This is a genomic window from Candidatus Poribacteria bacterium (assembly GCA_026706025.1).
In the GTDB taxonomy this organism is placed as follows: Bacteria; Poribacteria; WGA-4E; order WGA-4E; family WGA-3G; genus WGA-3G.
This window is the reverse complement of sequence record JAPOZO010000050.1, coordinates 1-21,587: the sequence shown is the minus strand read 5'-3', so window position 1 is coordinate 21,587 and position 21,587 is coordinate 1. Positions and strand designations below refer to the sequence as shown.

The window sequence follows — 21,587 nt, the reverse complement described above, 5'->3', positions numbered from 1 at the left end:
GCTTCGCGAGGGCGGACGGTTTTTCGATCCGGTAAATATTATACCGATTTTTCGCCCGAATTGCAAGTGAGATGTAAATGTAACCAGGTGTACTCAACTTTAAACGGTTGTCGGCTATCAATGGGGAGATCCTTATCAAAAGTCTCCCTTAACTGACAACCGACAACTGATAACTGAAAACTCTGTATTATGACAATTCAACCACTTTACCGGTGCGTGCGCATTCGTAGATAGCCATGTTGAGCGCGACGGAGCGTCTGCCCTCATAGCCATCAACCGCTGGGGACGCGCCATCATTAATAACACGGAGTGCGTCCTCAATTACACTATTCGGATAAGGCGGAAGGTCAATATTCGGTTCATCGTCGTCGTCGAACTGCCACATCTCCGGTCCGAGACCGACGATCCCTTTTTCGCCGTGGATGTGAATCATTGAGACGTTACCGCCGGGATATGTGGTCGTTGTTAGGACGTGACCGAGTGCGCCATTTTCAAATTCGAGAATCGCTGAGGTCATATCCTCTGTTTCGCAATTTTCGTGGTCATAGACATCAAAATGCGCACCGATGACCCGTTTGACGGGACCCATAAACCAGAGCATTAGATCAATGTAATGCACACCTTGGTTCATGATGGAGCCGCCGCCATCAAGTTCCCATGTGCCGTGCCAACCGACGTAGTAGCTATCTGGACGTTTCCATTTCATGCGGAGTTCGCACAGCAACGGTCTACCGAGCGCACCCGTTTCCAGTACTTGTTGGATCCTGCGGTTGTGTGTACCGTAGCGTTCACCGAAGTCAACAAGCAGCTTGACATCGTTGTCTTCGCATGTTTTAATGAGGGAGTTACAATTCTCGACGCTGACATCCATCGGTTTTGTAGTGATGACGTGTTTACCGCGGCGTGCCGCTTCCTCTCCAAATTTGCCGTGAAGACCGCTCGGAGTCATAATCATTGCCACGTCAATGTCATCGCGGTCGAACATCTCAAGGGCATCGTCATGGCTTTCGCAGCCGAAGCGTTCTTCAGCTGTCTTGCGCCGATCTTCAACTAAATCTGCTACAGCAACGAGTTCTGCGCCATCTGTGCTGTGAATTACATTGGAGCGGTTCATACCCATACCTAAACCGACAACGCCAAAACGTAGATTATTAGACATTAGAATTTCTCCTTTTATAGTTGTCAGTTGTCAGTTATTGGTTATCAGTCAAAGGGTTTTCGTGTTTAGAACATATCGCTACCATTTGGCATACGCCAGGAAAAGATGAGTTGTTACAAGCAAAACTCTTAACTGACAACTGATAACTGATGACTGATAACCATTATAGCATATACATAGACTATGCGTTACAAAAAATTAACCGGACTATTTCTGGCAATCTTTATCCTTTACGCCGGACCACAGCCCATCTTTTCACAAGCAGATGGGATACGTTTCACCGATGTAACAGCGGAACTCGGTATTGAATTTCGTCATACCAATGGCGAAAGTGGCGAAAAATACTTTATTGAACCCATCGGTAGTGGGGCTGCCCTCTTCGATTTTGACAATGATGGAGATTTGGATCTCTACCTCGTCAATGGCAGCAACTTGCCCGGTACAACCTCACCTATGTCGCCAACCAACCGCCTCTATCGCAACGATGGGGACACCTTTACCGATGTAACTCTTGAAGCCTCTGTCGGTGATACAGGGTACGGGTTGGGGTGTTGTGTTGCTGATTATAACAATGACGGTTTTACCGATCTCTACGTAACGAACTTCGGCGCAAATGTCCTCTATCACAATAACGGTGATGGCACTTTTACAGATGTCACCGAGTCCGCCGGAGTTGATGGAACTCAGTTTAGCAGCGGTTGCGCTTTTGTAGACCTTGATGCAGACGGGTATCTGGATCTCTATGTCGTCAACTATGTTCAATTCGATCCGAAGACAAACCCGGAATGCACTCGGCAAGGGATTCGGACGTATTGCACGCCGGAAGCATTGGAAGGTGCTGCGGATATCCTCTATCGGAACAACGGGGACGGCACTTTCACAGATGTGACGGCAGAGGCGGGCATCAGTGGTGCTGATGGAAAAGGGTTGGGTGTTGTCTGCGGTGATATAGATAACGATGGCGATGTCGATATTTTCGTTGCAAACGATACCACCCCGAATTTCCTCTATCGCAACGACAGCGACACTGCTATTAAGATGATGGAGGATGCACTTTTCGCAGGTGTTGCGCTCAGCGAGGAGGGGCGCGCCTATAGCGGAATGGGTGCGAATCTCGGCGATTTCGACAACGACGGCTATCTCGATATCGTAATCACAAATTTTCAGGATCAGACGAATAGTCTCTATCACAACGCACAGAGCAGCTTTTTCAACGAGGTGAGTTTCGCTAAAGGTATCGGTGAGAGAAGTCTCCGCTATTTGGCGTGGGGTGTCGATTTCGCCGATTTTAACAATGACGGTTGGTTGGATCTGTTCGTTGCCAATGGGCACTTGGACAATAATGTCGCGGAGATTGATCCGATTGGCACATATGCGCAACCCAATCAACTTTTTCTGAGCGACCGCGGTCGCAATTTTGCGGAGTCCGTTGATATGGCAATAACGGAGCAAAAGGTGAGTCGTGGCACCGCATTCGGTGACATAGATAACGATGGCGATGTGGATATTGTTGTCTCTAATCTTAAAGACGCACCGACTATTTTGCGGAACGATAGTGACAAAGCATCGCAGTGGTTAAGTGTCAAGTTAGTCGGCACGCATTGTAACCGAGATGCAATTGGTGCGCGGGTAACGGTCGTATCTGGAAACTTGGCACAGATACGTGAGGTCAAAAGCGGTTCGGGTTACCTCAGTCAAAACGATCTCCGCCTACATTTCGGATTAGGCGACGCTACACAGGTTGATACCCTGATAGTGCGATGGCTCTGCGGCAAAATCCAAACCTTACAAGCTATTGAAACGAATCAGGTGCTTATTATTTCCGAAAAATAGTATATGTTCCTACGGCACGGCATAATCGTCTGGGTTGTCTTTCCGCCAATTCGGGAGATATCCCTCTGTATGCCCAAAGCCGTAAGAAGGTCCGATTTGGTTCACGCTTGACCAGGGCCACGCTTGCCCACCTATCAGACGAAATTCATCACCTTTACCGCAGAGCCAATAGAACATGTGTGCCACATATCTCGCAACACCGTGTCCGCCATACTCCGCCATCTGAAAATCAAAATCAGGTTCTTCCTTCCAATCCCGTGTCGGTGGTACTGTCCGCCAGTAACTGTATTTCAACATGTGGCGCAACCCTTCCGCAGAAGATTCCCCACGGCGATGGAGGATGCTCTGCGAATGGATAACAAAAGAACCCGCGGGTCCCTCGCTTGAAACGCCTTTCTCGGCTATATCTCGACCTGTTGAGCGAATATGCGAACCGGGTAAGAGTTCCGTCGGACCCATTTCCAAGGGTGTATCTTGCGGGAAGTAGAAGACCTCAACAAAGTTAATTTCGGGTCCAAAGACGTGATCCGCATCATGATGCCACCCTTGTGCAGGCATCGGACACTCGACACGATGATTGCTGACCAGCACGGGTAACCCGACATTCTTACCAAGCAGCGAACGCAAGGCACCGGCAAGTTCACGATTCAGCAGCACATGCTCGATGTACCAGTCTTCGAGCAAGATGGAACTCGGCTCATGTGTATCCCGCATGCGTTCTAAATCGGCGTGTGTTATACCCGGTGGAATAAAGCACGGGTTTATCGGTAAGTCGCCATTGAGATAATCACATGTACGCTGGTTAATTTCATCGGAAACAACGCCTTGGAGTTGCAGGTAGCCGTCTCGACAATATTGCAGCACCTGTGTATCGGTGAGCGTCGGTTCACAGTCAAAGGTGCGGTTTATTTCATCGTATTTCATTGTAGGTTCCTTAGGTTCCCTGAGTTAACGTTAGAAACTCCAATTTTCTCTTGATATGAATCCATACTGAATCCTTGCTCGAGGTGCTCGGCAATATTCGGTTCGTCGGGCGGTTCTGGAAAAAAAAAGAGGGCGATGGGACGCTTGTATTTATCCGCTAATTTCTCGAGTTGAATATAAGTCGGCGCGCGTTCTCCCGATTCCCAATCATTGACGATTGAGGCATCTTTTTTCAAAAACGCGGCAATCGCTTCCACGGCATAACCGGAACGTTCGCGCGCCCATTTGAGGATGTCAGGGTTGATCCCATTAATGTATTCAGCCATGATGGTAATCTCAATATTTTAGGCAGGGAATCTCGTGAGGCAAATTGATTTAGTCCTGAGTTTTATTATCTGTTAATAAATAACACTACCTTGATATATAATAACATTAACAAAGAATCTGTGTCAAATGTACAGTGAATTATGGATTATTTCTCCATTCTATAGACACCGATTCTGAAGCCGTAACGCTTGTAAAAGGCAACGGCATCTTCGTTATGGACGAGTACATCCAATCTGACTTTCTTATCCGTCCATACGTTTTCGTACAACCAATCCAGCAGCTGCGTAGCGATGCCTTTTCGCCGATGCGCTCTGTCCACGTACAATTGCCGCATATAATAGTATCCGCCGTCATCTCTGTATAGACAATACGCGACGATATCTCCGTTCTCCTTGACCGTATAGCAGATATAGTCGGTTGCCAACCACGCTTTTATCCGTTCGGTGAGTTCGGCTATGTTCATCGGATTGGGGTGCTGTTCGTCCTCAATGAGGCATCTGTTCAGTTCGGCAAGTCTTTTGGTATCACTTAGTTTTGCTTTAATGATTTCCATTTTCGTAATTTTCTATGATAGCTAAGGTCGTATCAATAACGGCTTGTTCTCCCTTTTCCCTACGGCTTTGCTTTTCAACATCGCTCAAGAGAATATGCTCACCCTTGCTCGGATTATCAAAAACGAACAGTAATGATAGACGTTGCATCCCAAAGTATTCAGCAACTGCGAAAGTAGTAGCCGTTTCCATGTCCACGGCAATATAACCTTGATGAGACCAACGCTGAATTTCTGCTTTTCCCTCTGCAAGCAGTGCCGATGTCGTCCAGATTGGACCTTTATGTATCTCAACAGAGGCAACACGTGAAGGCGTAATCTGTTCAACAAGATCAAGTGAGGCATTGATTTCCTGAGTCTGTGGTAAATAGTATTGTGCTGCCCCTTCACCACAATATGCTGATGTTACGCAGACGATATCACCTGCTTGAATACTATCGTTCAACGCACCGCAGCAACCTGTTTGTATGACTAAGGATGTTCCCAGCACACCGAATAGATGTGTGATTTCAGAAGCCATCGCGTCACCGTACACGGAAGCGTAACCAACGCTGATGTTCTTATAATCACCAATCAGCACATCCTCAAAAATACCATTCGGTGAACCGACTTCATAAATGTCCCTAAAAAAGGTGCTGTGCTTGGCGTAATTGACTTTTAGATTGCGTGTTCCTCGCAGGATTAAAATGGTCGGTACCTTGTCCTCAGGGATATTTAAAAGCGACAACCATTCATTTTTCGTTAACTCTTTGAGCATTGTGTATTTTTGAAATCCTGTCTATATAGTTAACCTCACATTGTCCTGTTTTACGAGGTCCTTGATTTCCCATTCTGACCCGTAAGCCGCCAACGCTTTCGTTTCTGGAGAGAGTCTCTCCATCACTTCTGGCGGAAAGAGTTCTCGGATCCCGCGCTCGTCTTGAAAAAACTGCGTCTTATACCGCAAGATCAAAAACCGTCGATCCCGATCTTTCGGTTTCCAGACCAGCACACCGTGTGTCAACATCTCGGTGATAATCACAACATCTCCCGCTTTCGGTGCCACATTGACAAGAGCTGGGTGGAGTGGAGCATCTGGATTGTCAGGTTTAGAGAAAAACAGGTTTTCCGGACGCTTAAAATTGCGTTTATGAGAACCAGGCAAAACTATCAAGCCACCGTCCCCTGGATAGACATCCGTGAAATAGAAGAAGGCAACGATGTCGTTCGTGAAAATTTGATCGTTTTTGACTTCATACCGTCGTGTCCATCGGAAACCTTCACCGGCAGAATGCAGTGGTGTCATCTCTGGGCGTTCGTGCGTATTGACAACAAGCGACCCACGATTGAAACGCGGCTTATTGAAAGTCAACTCTTTAATGATGGGCCATGTGGTGGGGTGGAGCGTCAACGCTTCGAGCGATTTATCCGCTGAAAACCCGTTTGAAAAACCTTCGCCACCTCGACTAATTCCAGGAGGCAATTCATCTGGGGCTGCCTGCACAAGCCGTTCAATGGCTGCTTGTGCGTTACTAAGTTCTTCCGGTGTTAAGACCTTCTCTAAATGCAGGTAGCCGCGTAAGTCAAAGAGATATTTCTGTTTCGGGGTCATGTGCTTTCCTCAAGCGAGATAAGGTGATTTTCCCTTGCTAAACATGATATAAAGGTTTGCTTTAAATATCAAGATAATTTATAATATTAACATGAAGCAATAGAGCATGTGGGTTGAGGTGAAAGTGGAGACTTTGTAAAATGACGAACCCAAAAATTCTTAGCAAAGCATTTATCAAGCAAACACTTGTGGACAATCGGGAAACTTTGCAGAAATATGGGGTCAAATGGATCGGCTTATTCGGTTCCTACGCTTGAGGAAAGGTTTGCTTTAAATATCAAGATAATTTATAATATTTACAGTAAAGTACGTTAGTTGCGGTGAACATCGAAAAACTGATGCTCCCCTAAGAATTGTCATACGAGGGAGTAATACAAAAAAGGTAAAGGAGATAGATAAAAATGGAATCGATCATTATTGAAAAACTCAAACTGTTACCTCCTGAATGTCATAAGGAAGTGATCCATTTCATTGATACCCTTCTAACCGAAAAAGTTTCACAAGAAAAAAAGAAACCAAAGTTAGATTGGATTGGTGCTTTGGAAGAATATCGGGACCAGTATACAGCACTTGAACTTCAAAAGAAAACATTGGAATGGAGAGATTAGTGTATCTTGTAGATACCAATATCTTTCTTGAAGCATTGTTGCGTCAAGAGAGGGCAGCAGAAGTCGAGTCATTTTTCCAGTTGATTGATTTAGACACAATCTTCATGACAGATTTCTCTGTTTATTCGATTGGCATCGCTTTGTTTCGAGTAAAGAATTTTACAATTTTCACTCGCTTTGTGGAAGATATGATTGTTGATGGCATTAGTATACTTTCACTCACTCCAGAGGATCTTAAGACATTAAACCTACCCACTCAAAAATTCAATCTCGATTTTGATGATGTTTATCAATATGCGGTTGCTGAGAAATACGATCTACAGATTGTTAGCTTTGATAAGGACTTCGATTTGACAGAGAGGGGCCGAAAGGAGCCTGTTGATGTCCTAAAAGGAGCATCCAACTGAAGAAACGCCCGTACCGAAAAACATGGTCAAAAGTTTTCAATTTCTTTCGGATGGATGATTCCAATTCACTCATAATCCCCCAATTCATCTCGTAGCCGTTCCAATTCCGCCTTCAATTCTACAACAATCCCCGCATACGCCGGATCTGCGTAGACATTGTGCATCTCATGCGGGTCTTTCTCCAAATCGAACAATTCCCATTCCGGGGGTGTAGAACGATCAATCGCACCGCCTGACCCTAACGCCTCACCGTAATAGTAGATGAGTTTATAGCGTTCTGTCCGCACGCCATAGTGCGCGGGGATATTGAAATGCGCGAGGTGCATCCAATATCGGTAATACATGGATGTCCGCCAATCCGTAGGCATTTCACCCGCCAACGAGGTTCGGAGACTACTTCCCTGTATATCGTTTGAAATTGCTATGCCAGCGTAGTTGAGTAGCGTCGGTGCAAAATCGACATTCAGGGCAATCTGATCGCTGACGCCTGCCGCTGGAATCTCACGTGGATATCGGACAAGCAACGGAATCCGCATCGATGCCTCATACATGAACCGTTTATCGTACCAGCCGTGATCACCTAAAAAGAACCCATGATCCGCCGAATAGATGACGAGCGTGTCCTCCGCTAAATCTTCAGCATCCAGATAATCAAGCAATCGTCCAACGTTTTCGTCGATAGCGTGCGCACAACGTAGGTAGTTCTGCATGTAGCACTGATAGTTCCACCGCTTCAGATCATCGCCTTCCAGACCTTCCGGCGTTGGCTCTGGGAGATGGTTTTTCCGTTGCATGATGCTGACCTTCGCCGTGTTCATAGCTGCAGCATCTGCCCGATTTTCATAGGTGTCGTTGAAAGTCGGTGGTTCAGGAATTTCGTCCGTATAGAGATGTAGATGCTTTGGATTCGGAAAAAACGGATCGTGTGTCGCTTTATAGGTCGTCATCAGGAAGAACGGCTGATCTATCTCCCTATTTTGTAGCCAATTCAGCGAACTGTTTGTCACGATGTCTGCGGAATATCCGTTAAATTGTTTGCGTTCACCCATCTCAATCATTTCAGGGTTGATGTGCGCGCCTTGCCCTGGGAACACATTCCAGTAATCGAAGCCGTGCGGATCGCTGACACCACCGTGTCCGAGGTGCCATTTTCCGACAATCGCCGTCTGATATCCGTCTTCATGCAGTATCTGTGCGACCGTCCGTTCCTGCGTGTGATCGATTGTATCCGCGAGGGTTTTGATGCCGGTTTTATGGCTGTACTTCCCCGTTAGGATGGAGCCACGGGCAGGTGTGCAGATCGCGTTTGTACAGAAACAGTTGTTGAACCGCATCCCGCCATCACCGATTCGATCGATATTCGGGGTGCGGTTCATTTCACTACCATAGCAGCTAATCGCGGGTGCCGCGTGGTCATCGGACACGATGAGAAGTATGTTCGGTCTGTGTGTTGTTGGCATGGCTTATTCCCAAGGTTTGAGGATAATCTTAGAACTTTCGTGAGAGGCGGAGGTCTCAAATGCCGCTTGGATTTCACTCATGGGGAAGACGTTGCTGATCAGCAAGTCGAGGAGCGATGATCCTTCGATGACCTTCATCAATCCGGGGAATTGGTTCAGGTTATAGTGCCACGCGCCAGCGAGACGTAATCCTTTGCCGATGAGATCCGGACTCACATGGATAACAGTATCGTTTCTGCCACTTTGTCCAACAAAAGCGATGGTGCCGCGCCGACGCGTTGCGTCAATGCAAAGCCGATGCGCTTGGACGTTGCCAGAACAATCAAGCGCGAAATCGACACCGCGCCCGTCTGTTGTAAGGTCGCGAATCTGATCAACAGCATCTTCATCGGTTGGATTGATGACCGCTTCAACGCCCATCTGTTTTGCCCGCTCGGCGCGCCACGGAATTAATTCTGCTGCGATGACCTTCGCACCGCGGAACCTGGCGTTGGTAATCGCACCGAAACCGACGGGGCCAATACCCGTGATGAGCACGGTATGTGTCGCGTTAACCCCCATCTCGTCGAAGGCGCGGTAGGACGGCCCTAACGCACAACACGCAAGTGAGGCGTGTTCATAAGAGACGTTGTCTGGAATCTTCGGGAGCAACCAAGACGGTTTCAGGATATACTGTGCCATTGTCGCACTGCCGTAAGGGGATCCGACGAATTCCTCAAAATTGTAGTTGTTTTCGCAGTGGATATAGTCACCATCTGTGCAAAGCGCGCATTTCCCACAAGGATATTGCGGCATCACGACTACTCTATCGCCTACCTCTACTTTTCCGGGTTGTGCAACATCGACAACCTCACCTGCTGCCTCGTGTCCCATCCGATCAGTTTTGCTGCCGTGCTCAAAAGCGTGGTATTCGTTACACATCGGCGACGCATGGATTTTTACGACGACCCAATCCTCTTTCGGTGTTGGATCTGGCACCTCGACGAGCCCTGCTTGATGTTCACCTAAAATTGCTGCGACCTTCATAGTTGCTCCTTGTGTCTTCCTAAAGATATACGGATATTTCGGTTAAACCTCCTGCATTTTAGCATAGGTCGCGCTATAAAGCAAATTGTAGCGTTTTGATACTGCGGATGCACAAAAACTTTGCTTGACAAAATTAGCGAAAGTCTGTTTAATAATAGAGGTGAAAGCAAACGATCACGGCAAGTTTTGACTTACGAGTTATACCAAAGATATCGTGTTTGCGGTATATTAGAATCTAATAATCTATTTCTAAAAGGACGGATCAATGAAAGTAGAACAAAGGCTTGAAGAATTAGGTGTGGAACTACCAGAACCAGCGGTCCCCGTAGCGAATTACGTTACAACGGTGCAGACCGGCAATCTCATATTTACGTCAGGACACGGACCCGGAACAGGTGAAGGTCCAATCTATAAGAGTCAACTCGGTACCGATGCGACGATTGAAGAAGGCTACGCATCGGCGCGGGAGGTGGCGATCGCCTTATTAAGTACCCTCAAACACGCACTCGGTGATTTGGACAGGGTGAAACGGGTCGTCAAAGTGGTTGGGTTCGTCAATTCAGCACCCGATTTTATCGACCAACCGGCAGTCGTCAACGGCGCATCAGATTTCTTCGTTGAGGTATTTGGCGATAAAGGCAAACATGCGCGCTCCGCAGTCGGCATGGTGCAATTGCCCGGCGGGATCCCCGTTGAAGTTGAAATGGTCATCGAAATTGAGGATTAATCTCTTGAGGAAACTTAAAGTCGGTATTATGAGTCACGAAAGCGCAGCCCGAAACGAAGTGGAGGGCGACTCGGGAGGAGAATACTCTAAGCATGAAACCACGCTTATTACGCCGCAAGGAAAGTAAAAAAAATGGCAGTTCAAATTGTTAAACCTCGGATACGTGGGTTTATCTGTACCAATGCCCATCCAGCAGGTTGTCAGGCGAATGTAAACAACCAGATAGGCGAGATCCAGCACGGCATCCCGCACAAAGAGACAGATATGAATGCCCTTGTTATCGGAGCATCAACGGGGTACGGGCTTGCCTCTCGCATCGCCTTGACTTATGCTTACGGTGCCAAAACGCTCGGACTCCTCTACGAACGTCCAGCCGACGACAGACGCACTGCATCGGCAGGCTACTATAACACCGCTGCCTTCCATCAACAAGCGGCAGCGGACGGATTTCTCGCACAGAGTCTCAACGGAGACGCGTTTTCAAATGAGATGAAAACGGAAACTATTGACCGACTCAAAGCGGACTTCGGCAAAATAGATACCCTCGTCTATAGCATCGCCGCACCACGCCGAATACACCCGGGTACCGGTGTCTCACATGAATCCGTTCTTAAACCTATTGGCGCCCCATATACAGGGAAGACAATTGATCTAAGTCGGGAAGTCGTCGCACCTGTAACGATTGAGCCAGCGAATGAACGAGAGATCACCGATACAATTGCTGTGATGGGTGGTGAAGATTTAGAGATATGGGTTGACGCATTGGCGGACGCGGAATTGCTCGCGCCAGAAATAACCGTCGTCGCCTATACTTATATTGGAAGTTCCTTGACCTGGCCCATCTACCGAGAGGGCACTATCGGTAGAGCAAAGGACGACCTGAAAGCACATGTGGACGCACTTGACCAACGACTTGCTGATCAACTCGGCGGTAGTGCTTATATTTCGGTGAACAAAGCCGTTGTTACGCAAGCGTCTGCAGCGATTCCGGTTGTGCCGCTCTATATCAGCATTCTTTATGACATCATGGACGCGAAGGGTGTCAATGAGGCACCCATTGGACAGATGCGGCGCCTCTTCTCAGAACATCTCGGACCGGGGTTACAACCCCAACTCGATAGTGAACGTTATATCCGACTCGATGACCGGGAGTTACAACCTGAGATAACCAACGCAGTGACCGAGCGTTGGGCACAAATTGACACCGACAACTTCCACGAACTCTCCGATTACGCAGGTTATAGGCGACGTTTCCGAAACCTTTTCGGGTTTGAAGTCGAAGGCGTAGATTACGATGAAGCGGTGGAGACGGAATTAGTGTTCTAAAAGTAGCAGGCTGCGGAGGTCAAAACCTTAATGCGTAGCGTACAACCAAGAGAATTGCAATTTTACTGCACACCAAACGGTCATGAACCTTTTGCTGAGTGGTTTAACGCAATCCGAGACACACGGACGCGAACCAGAATTCAAAGGAGGCTTGTGAGGCTTGAGGCTGGTAATTTTGGTGACTGTCATGTTATTGGGAACGGAGTGTTTGAACTGCGGTTTCATTTTGGCGCGGGCTATCGCATCTATTTCAGTAAGCCCGATAATATACGCGTCCTTGTGCTCTGCGGAGGAGATAAGTCAACACAGTCACGGGATATTGAACGCGCAAAAAACTATTGGCTTGAATACAAGGAGACACGATCATGAGAAAATTGAGAACCCTGCACGAGTTCCTAATGGAACAATTTGCGGCTGACTCGGAAGAAGCGGTCAGCTATCTCGACGTGGCACTTGAGGAATACCAAGAGGATGGCGACATTCTATTTTTTCTGCTGGGACTCCAGCATGTCATTGAAGCACGAGGTGGGGTTTCCGAGGTCGCTAAGAAAATCGGCATCGCGCCACAAGTCCTCTCGGACGTGCTCTCAAGCGAAAAGGCACCGCGCCTGGATACGCTCAATACGATTCTTCAGGGACTTGGATGTCGGTTGTCTATTCAACCGCTAAAGGATACGAATGCCAGTACAGACAAGGATTACTCGGTTGCACCAAGAGAAAGCGCAGATCCGCATCTTGAAGTTACTACCGAGCGCGGTGATTTGCGTTAACTGCTTATACCCATTACCGATCGATACGATGATTTGATAAACTAAAAACCCGAAATCGGTTTTTGAAACCTGATTTTGTGAATTTTTAACAAACAAAGGTGTTCAGGTATCAGTTAAGAGTCTCCTTTGTAAAATCTTCCCTAACTTGGTGTATTCCAGCAAAGGCGAATTGTTGCATAGAGACTTCTTAACCGACAACCGATAACTGAAGACTGATAACTATTATGAGGAGAAATCTATGACGCAACCAATTCAGGTTACAGTCTGGAATGAATTTAGGCACGAAAAAACGAACGATTTTATTCGCGGTATCTACCCAAAAGGTATCCACGCCGCAATTGCTGATGGTTTGGACGACTCCGGTGGCTTTAAAGTTCAAAGCGCAACTTTAGATGAACCCGAACACGGCTTAACCGATGCTGTACTCTCAAGCACAGATGTCTTAATCTGGTGGGGACACGCCGCACACGGCGCAGTTGAGGACGCTATTGCTGACAAAGTTCGCGCCCGCGTCTTGGAGGGTATGGGGCTTATCGTGCTCCACTCTGCCCACTATTCTAAACCCTTTACCCGTTTGATGGGCACGTCTTGTAGCCTCAAATGGCGTGAAGCCGGTGAAAAGGAACGCCTCTGGGTCATTGAACACGGACACCCAATTGTCGAGGGTTTAGGCGAATACTTTGAACTTGAACACGCCGAGATGTATGGCGAACCGTTTGATATTCCTGAGCCGGATACGCTTGTTTTTGTGAGCTGGTTCCCCGGTGGTGAAGTCTTCCGAAGTGGATGCTGTTATTATCGCGGGAGAGGCAAAATCTTCTATTTCCGTCCCGGTCACGAGACGTACCCGATCTATTATGATGAGAACGTTCGACACGTGATTGCAAACGCCTCTCGATGGGCAGCACCGGGCAACGCACCGACCCCAGTTTTTGGGAATGCTAAGCCGTTAGAACCGTTGGAATAATAAAGCGGTGGCAGCGGGCGGACTTCTTTGAGTCCGCTCATTGCTTTTAGGGAACCTGCTATGCAGACAGAAGAGACCCCAAAAAATACTGAACACGTTGACATCCCACCCGTCGCCGGTCCATTTGCTGAACCGTGGTCGCTTAAGAAAATTATTGGGCTTGCTGCTGTGTTTGGACCTGCTGCAATCGTGGCTTCAGTAAGCATCGGTGCTGGCGAAACGATCGTTGTTGTCCGGGCAGGCGCGTGGGCTGAATATAATTTGCTCTGGCTTGTACTACTCAGCTGCGTCGTGAAAGGTGTTTTTGTCACTTATCTGCTGGGGCGATATACCGCTGTTAGTGGTGAATATATCGGGAATCGACTCGCCAAGCTGCCGGGACCGCGTGGATGGCTTCTGATTGCAATTGTCATCTTTGAAATGGTAGGCGCGCCTTTAGCATGGGTGCCGATCGCCAAACCTTGCGGTGCGCTGCTCCATTTTCTATTTAAAGACACGCTATCTTCAGGTATCTCGCAACTCGTTTGGGAAAATCTAATCACGTCTTGTTTTATCACCCTCGCGCTCCTTTTCGGCTTACGTATCTCCTTTGAAAGATTGGAAAAGCAGCAGCTCATTATCTGTGCTATCCTCGTTGTCGGCACAATTATCGGCACATTGATGGTGCGTCCCGACTTTGGCAAAGCACTGGTTGGGAGCCTCCGTTTTGGGCACCTACCTGAGTTTCCTGAATGGGCACCGAAGGATGCCGTCGAGAATCCGTTGTTGACAATGGCGACAGCGTTCGGTTACGTCGGCGGTTCTGTCATGGGATACGTCGTCTATGCCAATTGGGTGAGTATGCATCGCTGGGGCATGACATCCCATAATAACATTGAAGCCATCCGTCAGCGTGCCGCAAATAGTGATAAAATTGACTATCTCCCTGAACACCCTGAGCAGATCAGCCAACTCCGAAAAATCCTTGCTCCCCTAAGATGGGATATCGGTATGGGGGCAATCGTGCTGTTCATTGTGACAGGCGCGTTTATGATCTCAGGGGCTGCCGTCCTATATGGAATGGAAAGCACCTTTGAAGGCTGGAGTCTGCTCACCGATCAAGCAAGCGTCTGGAAGAATATCCACGCGTCACTCGTGTGGGTCTATTACATCTGTATTATCGTTGCGCTGTGGGGAACACTACAAGCACTCCCTGAAATCTATGCCCGCGTGATGCAAGAGTTCTTTCAGGCGATCTGGCCTCACCGCGAATGGGGTTACGGGACGCTTCGCAAATGGGTTTGTCTCTATATTTTCCTTACAACGATGGTGCTGATCTGGTTGAATATCCCGTTTGACATCTTAACGCAGATCGCTGGTTTTATTTTGGCGAATTTTTCAATCGCATTGATGATGCTTGCGGCACTATATCTGAACGCCAAACTCCCGGCTGGGTATCGGACGCGTCCGTTCATGTTCATTGGTGCTTTAATTTCTGCAGCAGTGCTTGTCACCTTTGCGGGGATTAGCGGTTGGGGGTTGTTCGTTAAGCTTTTCGCTGGCAATTAAAGTTGACCCTTTTTATATAAGCATATAGAATATTGTCAATAACTCTGAATCTTCAAAAGGAGAGGAAACCATGGCAGACATGAAAGGTAAACTCGCGAAACTCCAGCAAGAAGGTTTCGTTTTAATAGAGGGTGCATTATCACCGGAAGAGACGGAACATATCCGTCAGCGCGTTAACTACGCACGAGAAAAGGGGTGGGAGGAAGGCTTAAACGCTGTCGGAAACATGTGGTTTGATTCCTTGCTCGATCGAGAACCGGATACATACGCGCCGCTCGTCGGGCATCCGAGCGTCCGTCCCTATCTTGAAGGCTTAATGGGCAAACAGTGTCAGCTCCGAAGCCTGCGAGCGCATATCAATCCGGGGCCGTATCTCCAAGAGTGGCACATGGATTTTTACGGCTACTGGCAGGAGCAACGGTATGTCGAGGAACACCCATTTGCGATGGCACCTGTCGGGATTAACACGACGTACTATTTTCAAGATAACGCCCCCGGTGAAGGGCATCTTAAGTTTATCAAAGGTGGACATTTGTCAGAACCGCCGCACCTCTATCCGTTAGATCGCCCTAAATTTGAAGAATGGTGTGAAGCGCAAGAACATGTTATTCTATATCCAAAAGCAGGCGATTGTGTGGTATTTATCAATCACATTCCCCATCAAGGTGCAAAAGAACGGGACGATATGGAGCGGAGTAATGTCGTCTGCCATTATCAGGTAACCCCGATGTATGAAGGCGTTTGGCACGTCTCTCGACCGCGTGGGTATCAAGGGACGTTTCCATTTGCTTAGGTATATACAGGTGTCTCGCGGGCGGGTGTTTTTACATCCGCCCGTATTTCTTTACAAACTGACCCCTATAGGATTGGAGGACACTCATGCGTCAATTATTAATTTGCTTGTGTGCTGTGTATCTGGTAGGGAATTTTCAAAGTGTTAGCACAGCCGCAGAACTGGAAGGCTTAGTCGTCTATTTTGCTTTTGAGGAGGGTGCGGGTAAGACTGTCGCCGATCTTTCTGGTAACAAACAGGATGGGAAATTAGAGGGAGATACATCATGGAGCGATGGTAAAATCGGGAAAGCGGTTAATTTCGGTGGTAAGGATGGGGTTGTTCGGGTTGAACACTCTGATGCATTTGAATTTACCGACGGAATTACAATTGCTGCTTGGATTAAACCCACTTTGAAAGCGGGACCCGGTACATGGCAACTTATCGCTGCAAAGGGACCAGATGTACAGGAATTTTTTGAGGTGCTGCTCCATCCGGACGGTTTTATATGGATGGGATGGAAGTTGACCGGTGGACGTAATGTGCCAGCACAAAGCCCTCGTGATGTCGTCAAAGACAAATGGCAGCACGTTGCTGTCTCATTTCAGAGTGGAAAGTGGTGGACCATCTATCTTGATGGTGAGGTACTGATAGATTATCCTAAGACTGGCGATAAACTGGTGCCGATTGATGCCCCGCTTTTTCTCGGCACTGAGGAACCACCGGCTCTCAATCGCTACTACAACGGTATTATTGATGACTTCGCACTCTTTAACCGGGGACTCTCACAGGATGAGATTAAAGAAATTCAGGGCGGTATCCAAGAGATTTTGGCGGTTGACCCCGAGGCAAAATTGCCGACGACATGGGGACATCTCAAACAGAGATATAGGGTGCGTAGTCAGTCAAATTGACTTGTGAACTTGGTCTTTTTTATTTTTGTGCCAATTTGGCAGACATTCAGTAGAAATTTCGGTTATTGCAAGCGAAGAATATTGGCACGGATATTGCATACTATTTTGTAAATAGTTGTCAGTTATCAGTTCGGTTTTCTCTCACTGCGAGGCATGAAAAACCTTTCAGTTTTCAGTTAACTACTTGTGGCAGTTGCTTTTCTTGTACCTGCCACAGCATGACTCTTAACTCTCACTGCGAGGCAAACTGACAACTGATAACTGATAATTAATAATATAATCTCGAAGTTATTCATACAGAGGAGAAATTAGAAATGAGCAAGGTCATTGGAATTGATTTAGGCACAACAAATTCATGCGTGGCTGTTTTAGAGAGCGGCGATGCGAAAGTGATCGAAAACGCGGAGGGTAATCGAACGACGCCCTCGGTTGTCGGCTTTACCAAAGAAGGCGAGCGTCCCGTTGGACAAGTTGCTAAAAGACAAGCCATCACGAACCCACAAAATACAATCTTTTCGATTAAAAGGTTCATGGGACGCAAATTTAACGAGATCGGCGACGATGCTTCGCGTGTGCCTTATGAATTAAAAGCCGATAAAGATGGTGATGTCGCCGTGAATATTGATGGTAAAGATTACTCGTCCCCGGAAATCTCCGCGATGGTTTTGCGGAAAATGAAGGAGACCGCCGAGGCGTACCTCGGAGAGGATGTCACAAAAGCGGTTATCACCGTGCCTGCCTACTTTAACGATTCCCAACGTCAGGCGACAGCAGACGCAGGCAAGATCGCAGGGTTAGAAGTCGAGCGGATTATCAATGAACCGACCGCCGCATCGCTCGCCTATGGATTGCAAACCGAAGGCGACAAGAAGATTGCCGTCTATGACCTCGGCGGCGGTACATTTGACATCTCTATTCTGGAAATCGGTGATGGTGTTTTCGAGGTAAAAAGCACGAACGGCGATACACACCTCGGTGGAGATGACTTCGACCAAGTGGTGATTGACTGGATGGCGCAAGAATTCCTCAGTAGCCAAGGGATTGATCTCCGCAACGACGAGATGGCTTTGCAACGCTTGAAAGAAGCAGCGGAAACCGCAAAATGTGAACTCTCCAGCACTTTACAGACCGACATAAATTTGCCGTTTATCACCGTTGATGCCAGTGGTCCGAAGCACCTTAACTTGACGCTTACCCGCGCAAAACTCGAACAGATTACAGATGATCTCGTCCAACGGTCACTTGAACCGTGCCGACAGGCACTCGCGGATGCTGAGATGCCGCCCTCTGAAATTGACGAAGTGATCCTTGTCGGTGGACAGACACGGATGCCTAAAGTGCAGGAAGCCGTGGAGCAACTCTTCGGCAGAGAACCGCACAAAGGGGTCAATCCGGATGAAGTCGTCGCCATCGGTGCAGCAATCCAGGGCGGTGTCCTCGCAGGTGATGAAGAGGTCAAAGACATTCTGTTGTTGGATGTCACACCACTCTCACTTGGAGTTGAGACACTTGGTGGAATGTTCACGCGGTTGATTGATAGGAACACAACGATTCCTACAAAGAAATCGAATATCTTCACAACGCCTGAGAACAACCAGACCTCGGTTGATGTGCATGTCCTTCAAGGCGAACGTGAACAGGCGGTTTACAACAAAACCATCGGGCGTTTCCGTTTAAGTGAGCTCCCCCCCGCGCCGAGAGGTGTACCGCAGATTGATGTGACGTTTGATATTGACGCGAACGGTATTCTCAATGTGTCTGCAAAAGATACCGCGACCGGTAAAGAGCAGAAGATTACCATTACCGCTTCCTCTGGACTCAGCGAGGCAGAGATCGAACAGATGATGAAAGATGCCGAAGCACACGCCGAGGAAGATAAGCAGAAACGCGAAGAAGTTGAGACGCGCAACCGGGCGGATTCCATGGTTTACGAGACTGAGAAGAACTTGGGTGAATTTGGCGACAAGGTAGACGATGCTTCCAAGGAGAAAGTGAACGCTGCCGTTGCGCGTGTCAAGCAGGCGTTAGAGGCAGACAACCACGCCGAGATCCAGTCTTCAACGGATGAATTAACGCAGGTCTGGCATGAAGTCTCTGCGCAGATGTACCAGCAGACAGCCGGTGCGGATCCGGGTGCTGCTCCGGGAGATCCATCCGCTGCTGATGAAGCAACACCGGATGCCGCAGATAGCGATGATGTCGTTGACGCTGAATACGAAGTTGTTGACGAGGACAAGGAGAAAGATAAAAGTTAGGTCCCCCTCTAAATTGCGACTCTGTTGGTGCCACATGGGAGGTTTCTCAATGGCTTATAGTGACTTCACCTTAGAATCGGTGCTGCCAGCATTTGAACTTGAAAAGATTGACACAGCGGGATTCTTTTCTGACGTAGAAGTGGTGCCACCAAGTGCCTATCTCACCACAGGACTGGAGAGAAAGGCATCGTTAGCTACCGCTATCGGTACAGAAAAAGCGCGTTCGGAACTGATTGTTGCTGATGTTCTGGTTGAACTTCGCGAGCATTGTGATCGCCGCATCAGTCTCTTTTCTGGGATTGATTTCAACATTGATTCTGAACAGGGATTAGCCGGCGTGTGCGATTTTTTGGTGAGTCTGTCACCAAACCAATTCTATCTGGAAGCACCTGCCATTATCCTTGTTGAGGCAAAAAATCTTGATTTGAAACTTGGTCTTGGGCAATGTGTCGCCGAGATGTTCGCCGCCCAACGCTTTAATGCAGAAAGAGGAAATGATATCCCTTGCGTTTATGGGGCTTCCACAACAGGTGTTGAGTGGTTATTTCTCAAGTTGCAAGGAAAGTGCCTACACATCGATATGACAACCTACACCATTGAGCGGTGCGACAGGATCCTCGGCATCCTCGCCAGTATGGTCGCACAAAAGGCGTAAGTTGGCATTTGATGGTGTCTCTGAAATTATCGTTTCTGTGCCTGCCACTCTGAGGGGCAAGATTCTTATACCGTTTCTAAAAGTTTATATCGCATTGACCGCACCGTCTACCCAGGCCCAGTAGGTGCGGTTTCCTAACCGAACCGGGTTTTACATAGAAACCTTGAAAACTTCAAAAACGCTTGAGTTCCGTAGGAACGGTGTCTCTGTAGAAACTCGGCTCAAGGAAAACCCAAGCCCCGTAGGGACGGCATCTATGATGGGGTCACGCTAAATATCGCGAAATATCCCTAAATTGACACCTATAGTGCGGTTTTGCGGCGTACTCGACCAAATGCGATCTGCATTCCTAACCCCACCGGGCATAACTAAAAACGGCGGCCCCTTTTAATGAGAAGTCGTCAATTAGAAGTGGTATTATTTCGATAGAAGGAGTTATGCATTGTTAAAGAAATGGATGTATGTAGCGTTGATATTTATGCTGTATCCTATTATCGCGTATTCTCAGACAAGTTTATACCGGTTGCCTACAGCGGATACCTCGCTTGGACTTGCTCTCAGTAAGCAGGATATAGGTATTACTGAACCCAAAGACACTACAACGGTTGGTGCTAATCTTGACTATGGGGTTGAAGATGACTTAAAGATTTCTTTTCAAGTTGGGATCGGATTGACTGACGCAACTGCTGTTCCGCCAGCACCTAATGGGGTGGTCAGTATCGTGCGTCTCAAACCGTTAGGGGACACCGGCTTAGACTATTTTTGGAGAGGAGATTTCGGTGCTGTATTCTTCCGATCTGTTCAAGAGTCTACGAATCAGATCCTTGAGCGTTCACGTATTCTTAGACTTTCAGGTGCGGCAGGTGTCTTAAAACGCCTGGAAACCGAGTCTGGACAAGTGATGCACCCGTTTTTCACTTTATCTTATATCAGGTCTTGGGAAACTTCAGAAACTAACGCAGAATTTGCTGAAGAATTAGAGAATTTAGTTTTCAAAAAATCAGTGCGTCATGGAGACCTAGCTGGAGAAATCGGTATAGAGATTGAATTGTCGCCGACAGTAACAGCACTCGGTGGTTTACAGTTTTCTTTTGAGAGATCAGATATTGCTTTTCGTGTTGGCTTAAATTTCTATTAGGTAAATTACTCAAGATTAGATAACATTTGATTTTTGGGGGTACTAACTTTAAATGCAACTGATCAAGCCCTTCACATCAATGTGATAGACTCAGCCAGCTGTTCAAGGTGAGAAGTCCTGCTAACACAACCCACTTTACATGCAGGGTACGCTGTTTTAATACCCCAACAACGCAATCCCTTCCCGATCCGTTGCAGCAGAATGCTGTAAGGAACTGAGTTCGTCTTCAGTCAGTTCGATTTCGAGAATCTCATCTATACCATCTCCACCGAGTTTAATCGGAACCCCGATATAGAGATCATCAATACCGTATTGCCCGGTAAGGTGTGCAGAGCAGGGCAGTAGTCGTTTCTTATCCAGAATGATGGCTTCTGCCATCTGTGCCAACGATGCACCGGCGGCATAGTATCCGCAAACAGAAATATGATGCGGGCAGTAAGTCAAATTGACTTGTCAACTTACACCATTTTTATATCCGTGTCAATTTGGCAGACATTCAGCAAGAATTTCGGCTGTTTCAAGCGAAGAATATTGGCACGGATATTGCACGCTATTTCGTAGATAGTTGTCAGTTTTCAGTTCGGTTTTCTCTCACTGCGAGGCATGAAAAACCTTTCAGTTTTCAGTTAA

The 21,587-nt window shown here is 47.6% G+C and carries 23 protein-coding genes; 14 read left to right on the top strand and 9 right to left on the bottom strand.

The window, feature by feature from the left end; all coding sequences use genetic code 11:
* Window positions 1–187: 187 nt before the first annotated feature.
* The gene (locus OXH00_10265; protein MCY3741392.1) at window positions 188–1,159 is read right to left on the bottom strand and encodes a Gfo/Idh/MocA family oxidoreductase; all 972 of its coding nucleotides are present in this window, start codon (window positions 1,157–1,159) and stop codon (window positions 188–190) included.
* A 183-nt stretch (window positions 1,160–1,342) separates the two neighbouring features.
* On the opposite strand from OXH00_10265, the gene OXH00_10260 reads away from it, so the two are divergent.
* A complete protein-coding gene (locus OXH00_10260; protein MCY3741391.1) occupies window positions 1,343–2,992 on the top strand; it encodes a CRTAC1 family protein in 1,650 nt (549 codons plus the stop codon).
* A 9-nt stretch (window positions 2,993–3,001) separates the two neighbouring features.
* Here the strand turns inward: OXH00_10260 and OXH00_10255 are convergent, their stop codons facing one another.
* The 5 genes from OXH00_10255 to OXH00_10235 form a co-directional block, all read right to left on the bottom strand.
* Window positions 3,002–3,916, bottom strand: a complete 915-nt coding sequence (locus OXH00_10255) for a phytanoyl-CoA dioxygenase family protein (GenBank protein ID MCY3741390.1) — start codon at window positions 3,914–3,916, stop codon at window positions 3,002–3,004.
* A complete protein-coding gene (locus OXH00_10250) occupies window positions 3,913–4,242 on the bottom strand; it encodes a helix-turn-helix transcriptional regulator (protein MCY3741389.1) in 330 nt (109 codons plus the stop codon). Before OXH00_10250 ends, OXH00_10255 begins: the two co-directional genes overlap by 4 nt.
* Before the next feature lie 146 nt (window positions 4,243–4,388).
* On the bottom strand, window positions 4,389–4,796 hold the full coding sequence (locus OXH00_10245; GenBank protein MCY3741388.1) for a GNAT family N-acetyltransferase: 408 nt from the start codon (window positions 4,794–4,796) through the stop codon (window positions 4,389–4,391).
* Window positions 4,783–5,550, bottom strand: a complete 768-nt coding sequence (locus tag OXH00_10240; GenBank protein MCY3741387.1) for a hypothetical protein — start codon at window positions 5,548–5,550, stop codon at window positions 4,783–4,785. Before OXH00_10240 ends, OXH00_10245 begins: the two co-directional genes overlap by 14 nt.
* Window positions 5,551–5,571: 21 nt before the next feature.
* Window positions 5,572–6,384 (bottom strand): phytanoyl-CoA dioxygenase family protein, encoded by an 813-nt coding sequence (locus tag OXH00_10235; GenBank protein MCY3741386.1) that lies wholly within the window; start codon window positions 6,382–6,384, stop codon window positions 5,572–5,574.
* A gap of 401 nt (window positions 6,385–6,785) precedes the next feature.
* Between OXH00_10235 and OXH00_10230 the strand changes: the two genes are divergently transcribed.
* Window positions 6,786–6,992, top strand: coding sequence for a DUF2281 domain-containing protein (locus OXH00_10230; protein MCY3741385.1), 207 nt, complete (start codon window positions 6,786–6,788; stop codon window positions 6,990–6,992).
* Window positions 6,980–7,399 carry a PIN domain-containing protein gene (locus OXH00_10225; GenBank protein ID MCY3741384.1) on the top strand — a complete coding sequence of 140 codons (420 nt, stop codon included), beginning with the start codon at window positions 6,980–6,982 and terminating at the stop codon, window positions 7,397–7,399. The genes OXH00_10230 and OXH00_10225 overlap by 13 nt, the downstream gene beginning before the upstream one ends.
* A gap of 65 nt (window positions 7,400–7,464) precedes the next feature.
* On the opposite strand, the gene OXH00_10220 is transcribed toward OXH00_10225, so the two are convergent.
* Together OXH00_10220 and OXH00_10215 are read right to left on the bottom strand one after the other, a co-directional pair.
* Complete coding sequence (locus OXH00_10220) at window positions 7,465–8,859, bottom strand: sulfatase (GenBank protein ID MCY3741383.1); 1,395 nt, start codon at window positions 8,857–8,859, stop codon at window positions 7,465–7,467.
* Between the two features lie 3 nt (window positions 8,860–8,862).
* Window positions 8,863–9,885 carry a zinc-binding dehydrogenase gene (locus tag OXH00_10215; GenBank protein ID MCY3741382.1) on the bottom strand — a complete coding sequence of 341 codons (1,023 nt, stop codon included), beginning with the start codon at window positions 9,883–9,885 and terminating at the stop codon, window positions 8,863–8,865.
* Between the two features lie 265 nt (window positions 9,886–10,150).
* Here OXH00_10215 and OXH00_10210 point away from each other — a divergent pair, with 265 nt between their 5' ends.
* From OXH00_10210 to OXH00_10160, 11 genes are all read left to right on the top strand, one after another.
* Window positions 10,151–10,612, top strand: coding sequence for a RidA family protein (locus OXH00_10210; GenBank protein MCY3741381.1), 462 nt, complete (start codon window positions 10,151–10,153; stop codon window positions 10,610–10,612).
* 132 nt (window positions 10,613–10,744) lie between these two features.
* A complete protein-coding gene (locus tag OXH00_10205; GenBank protein MCY3741380.1) occupies window positions 10,745–11,938 on the top strand; it encodes a trans-2-enoyl-CoA reductase family protein in 1,194 nt (397 codons plus the stop codon).
* Between the two features lie 30 nt (window positions 11,939–11,968).
* Window positions 11,969–12,307 carry a type II toxin-antitoxin system RelE/ParE family toxin gene (locus OXH00_10200; GenBank protein ID MCY3741379.1) on the top strand — a complete coding sequence of 113 codons (339 nt, stop codon included), beginning with the start codon at window positions 11,969–11,971 and terminating at the stop codon, window positions 12,305–12,307.
* On the top strand, window positions 12,304–12,708 hold the full coding sequence (locus OXH00_10195; protein ID MCY3741378.1) for a helix-turn-helix domain-containing protein: 405 nt from the start codon (window positions 12,304–12,306) through the stop codon (window positions 12,706–12,708). Before OXH00_10200 ends, OXH00_10195 begins: the two co-directional genes overlap by 4 nt.
* Before the next feature lie 238 nt (window positions 12,709–12,946).
* Entirely contained in the window at window positions 12,947–13,675 is a 729-nt protein-coding gene (locus OXH00_10190; GenBank protein ID MCY3741377.1) for a ThuA domain-containing protein, read from the top strand.
* A gap of 60 nt (window positions 13,676–13,735) precedes the next feature.
* On the top strand, window positions 13,736–15,223 hold the full coding sequence (locus OXH00_10185; protein ID MCY3741376.1) for an Nramp family divalent metal transporter: 1,488 nt from the start codon (window positions 13,736–13,738) through the stop codon (window positions 15,221–15,223).
* A gap of 70 nt (window positions 15,224–15,293) precedes the next feature.
* Complete coding sequence (locus tag OXH00_10180; protein ID MCY3741375.1) at window positions 15,294–16,016, top strand: phytanoyl-CoA dioxygenase family protein; 723 nt, start codon at window positions 15,294–15,296, stop codon at window positions 16,014–16,016.
* A gap of 86 nt (window positions 16,017–16,102) precedes the next feature.
* A complete protein-coding gene (locus tag OXH00_10175) occupies window positions 16,103–16,909 on the top strand; it encodes a LamG domain-containing protein (GenBank protein ID MCY3741374.1) in 807 nt (268 codons plus the stop codon).
* Between the two features lie 314 nt (window positions 16,910–17,223).
* On the top strand, window positions 17,224–19,164 hold the full coding sequence (gene dnaK, locus OXH00_10170; GenBank protein ID MCY3741373.1) for a molecular chaperone DnaK: 1,941 nt from the start codon (window positions 17,224–17,226) through the stop codon (window positions 19,162–19,164).
* A gap of 49 nt (window positions 19,165–19,213) precedes the next feature.
* Complete coding sequence (locus OXH00_10165; GenBank protein ID MCY3741372.1) at window positions 19,214–19,819, top strand: hypothetical protein; 606 nt, start codon at window positions 19,214–19,216, stop codon at window positions 19,817–19,819.
* Window positions 19,820–20,261: 442 nt separating this feature from the next.
* A complete protein-coding gene (locus OXH00_10160; protein ID MCY3741371.1) occupies window positions 20,262–20,957 on the top strand; it encodes a hypothetical protein in 696 nt (231 codons plus the stop codon).
* A gap of 156 nt (window positions 20,958–21,113) precedes the next feature.
* On the opposite strand, the gene OXH00_10155 is transcribed toward OXH00_10160, so the two are convergent.
* On the bottom strand, window positions 21,114–21,401 hold the full coding sequence (locus OXH00_10155) for a hypothetical protein (GenBank protein ID MCY3741370.1): 288 nt from the start codon (window positions 21,399–21,401) through the stop codon (window positions 21,114–21,116).
* Window positions 21,402–21,587: the final 186 nt, after the last annotated feature.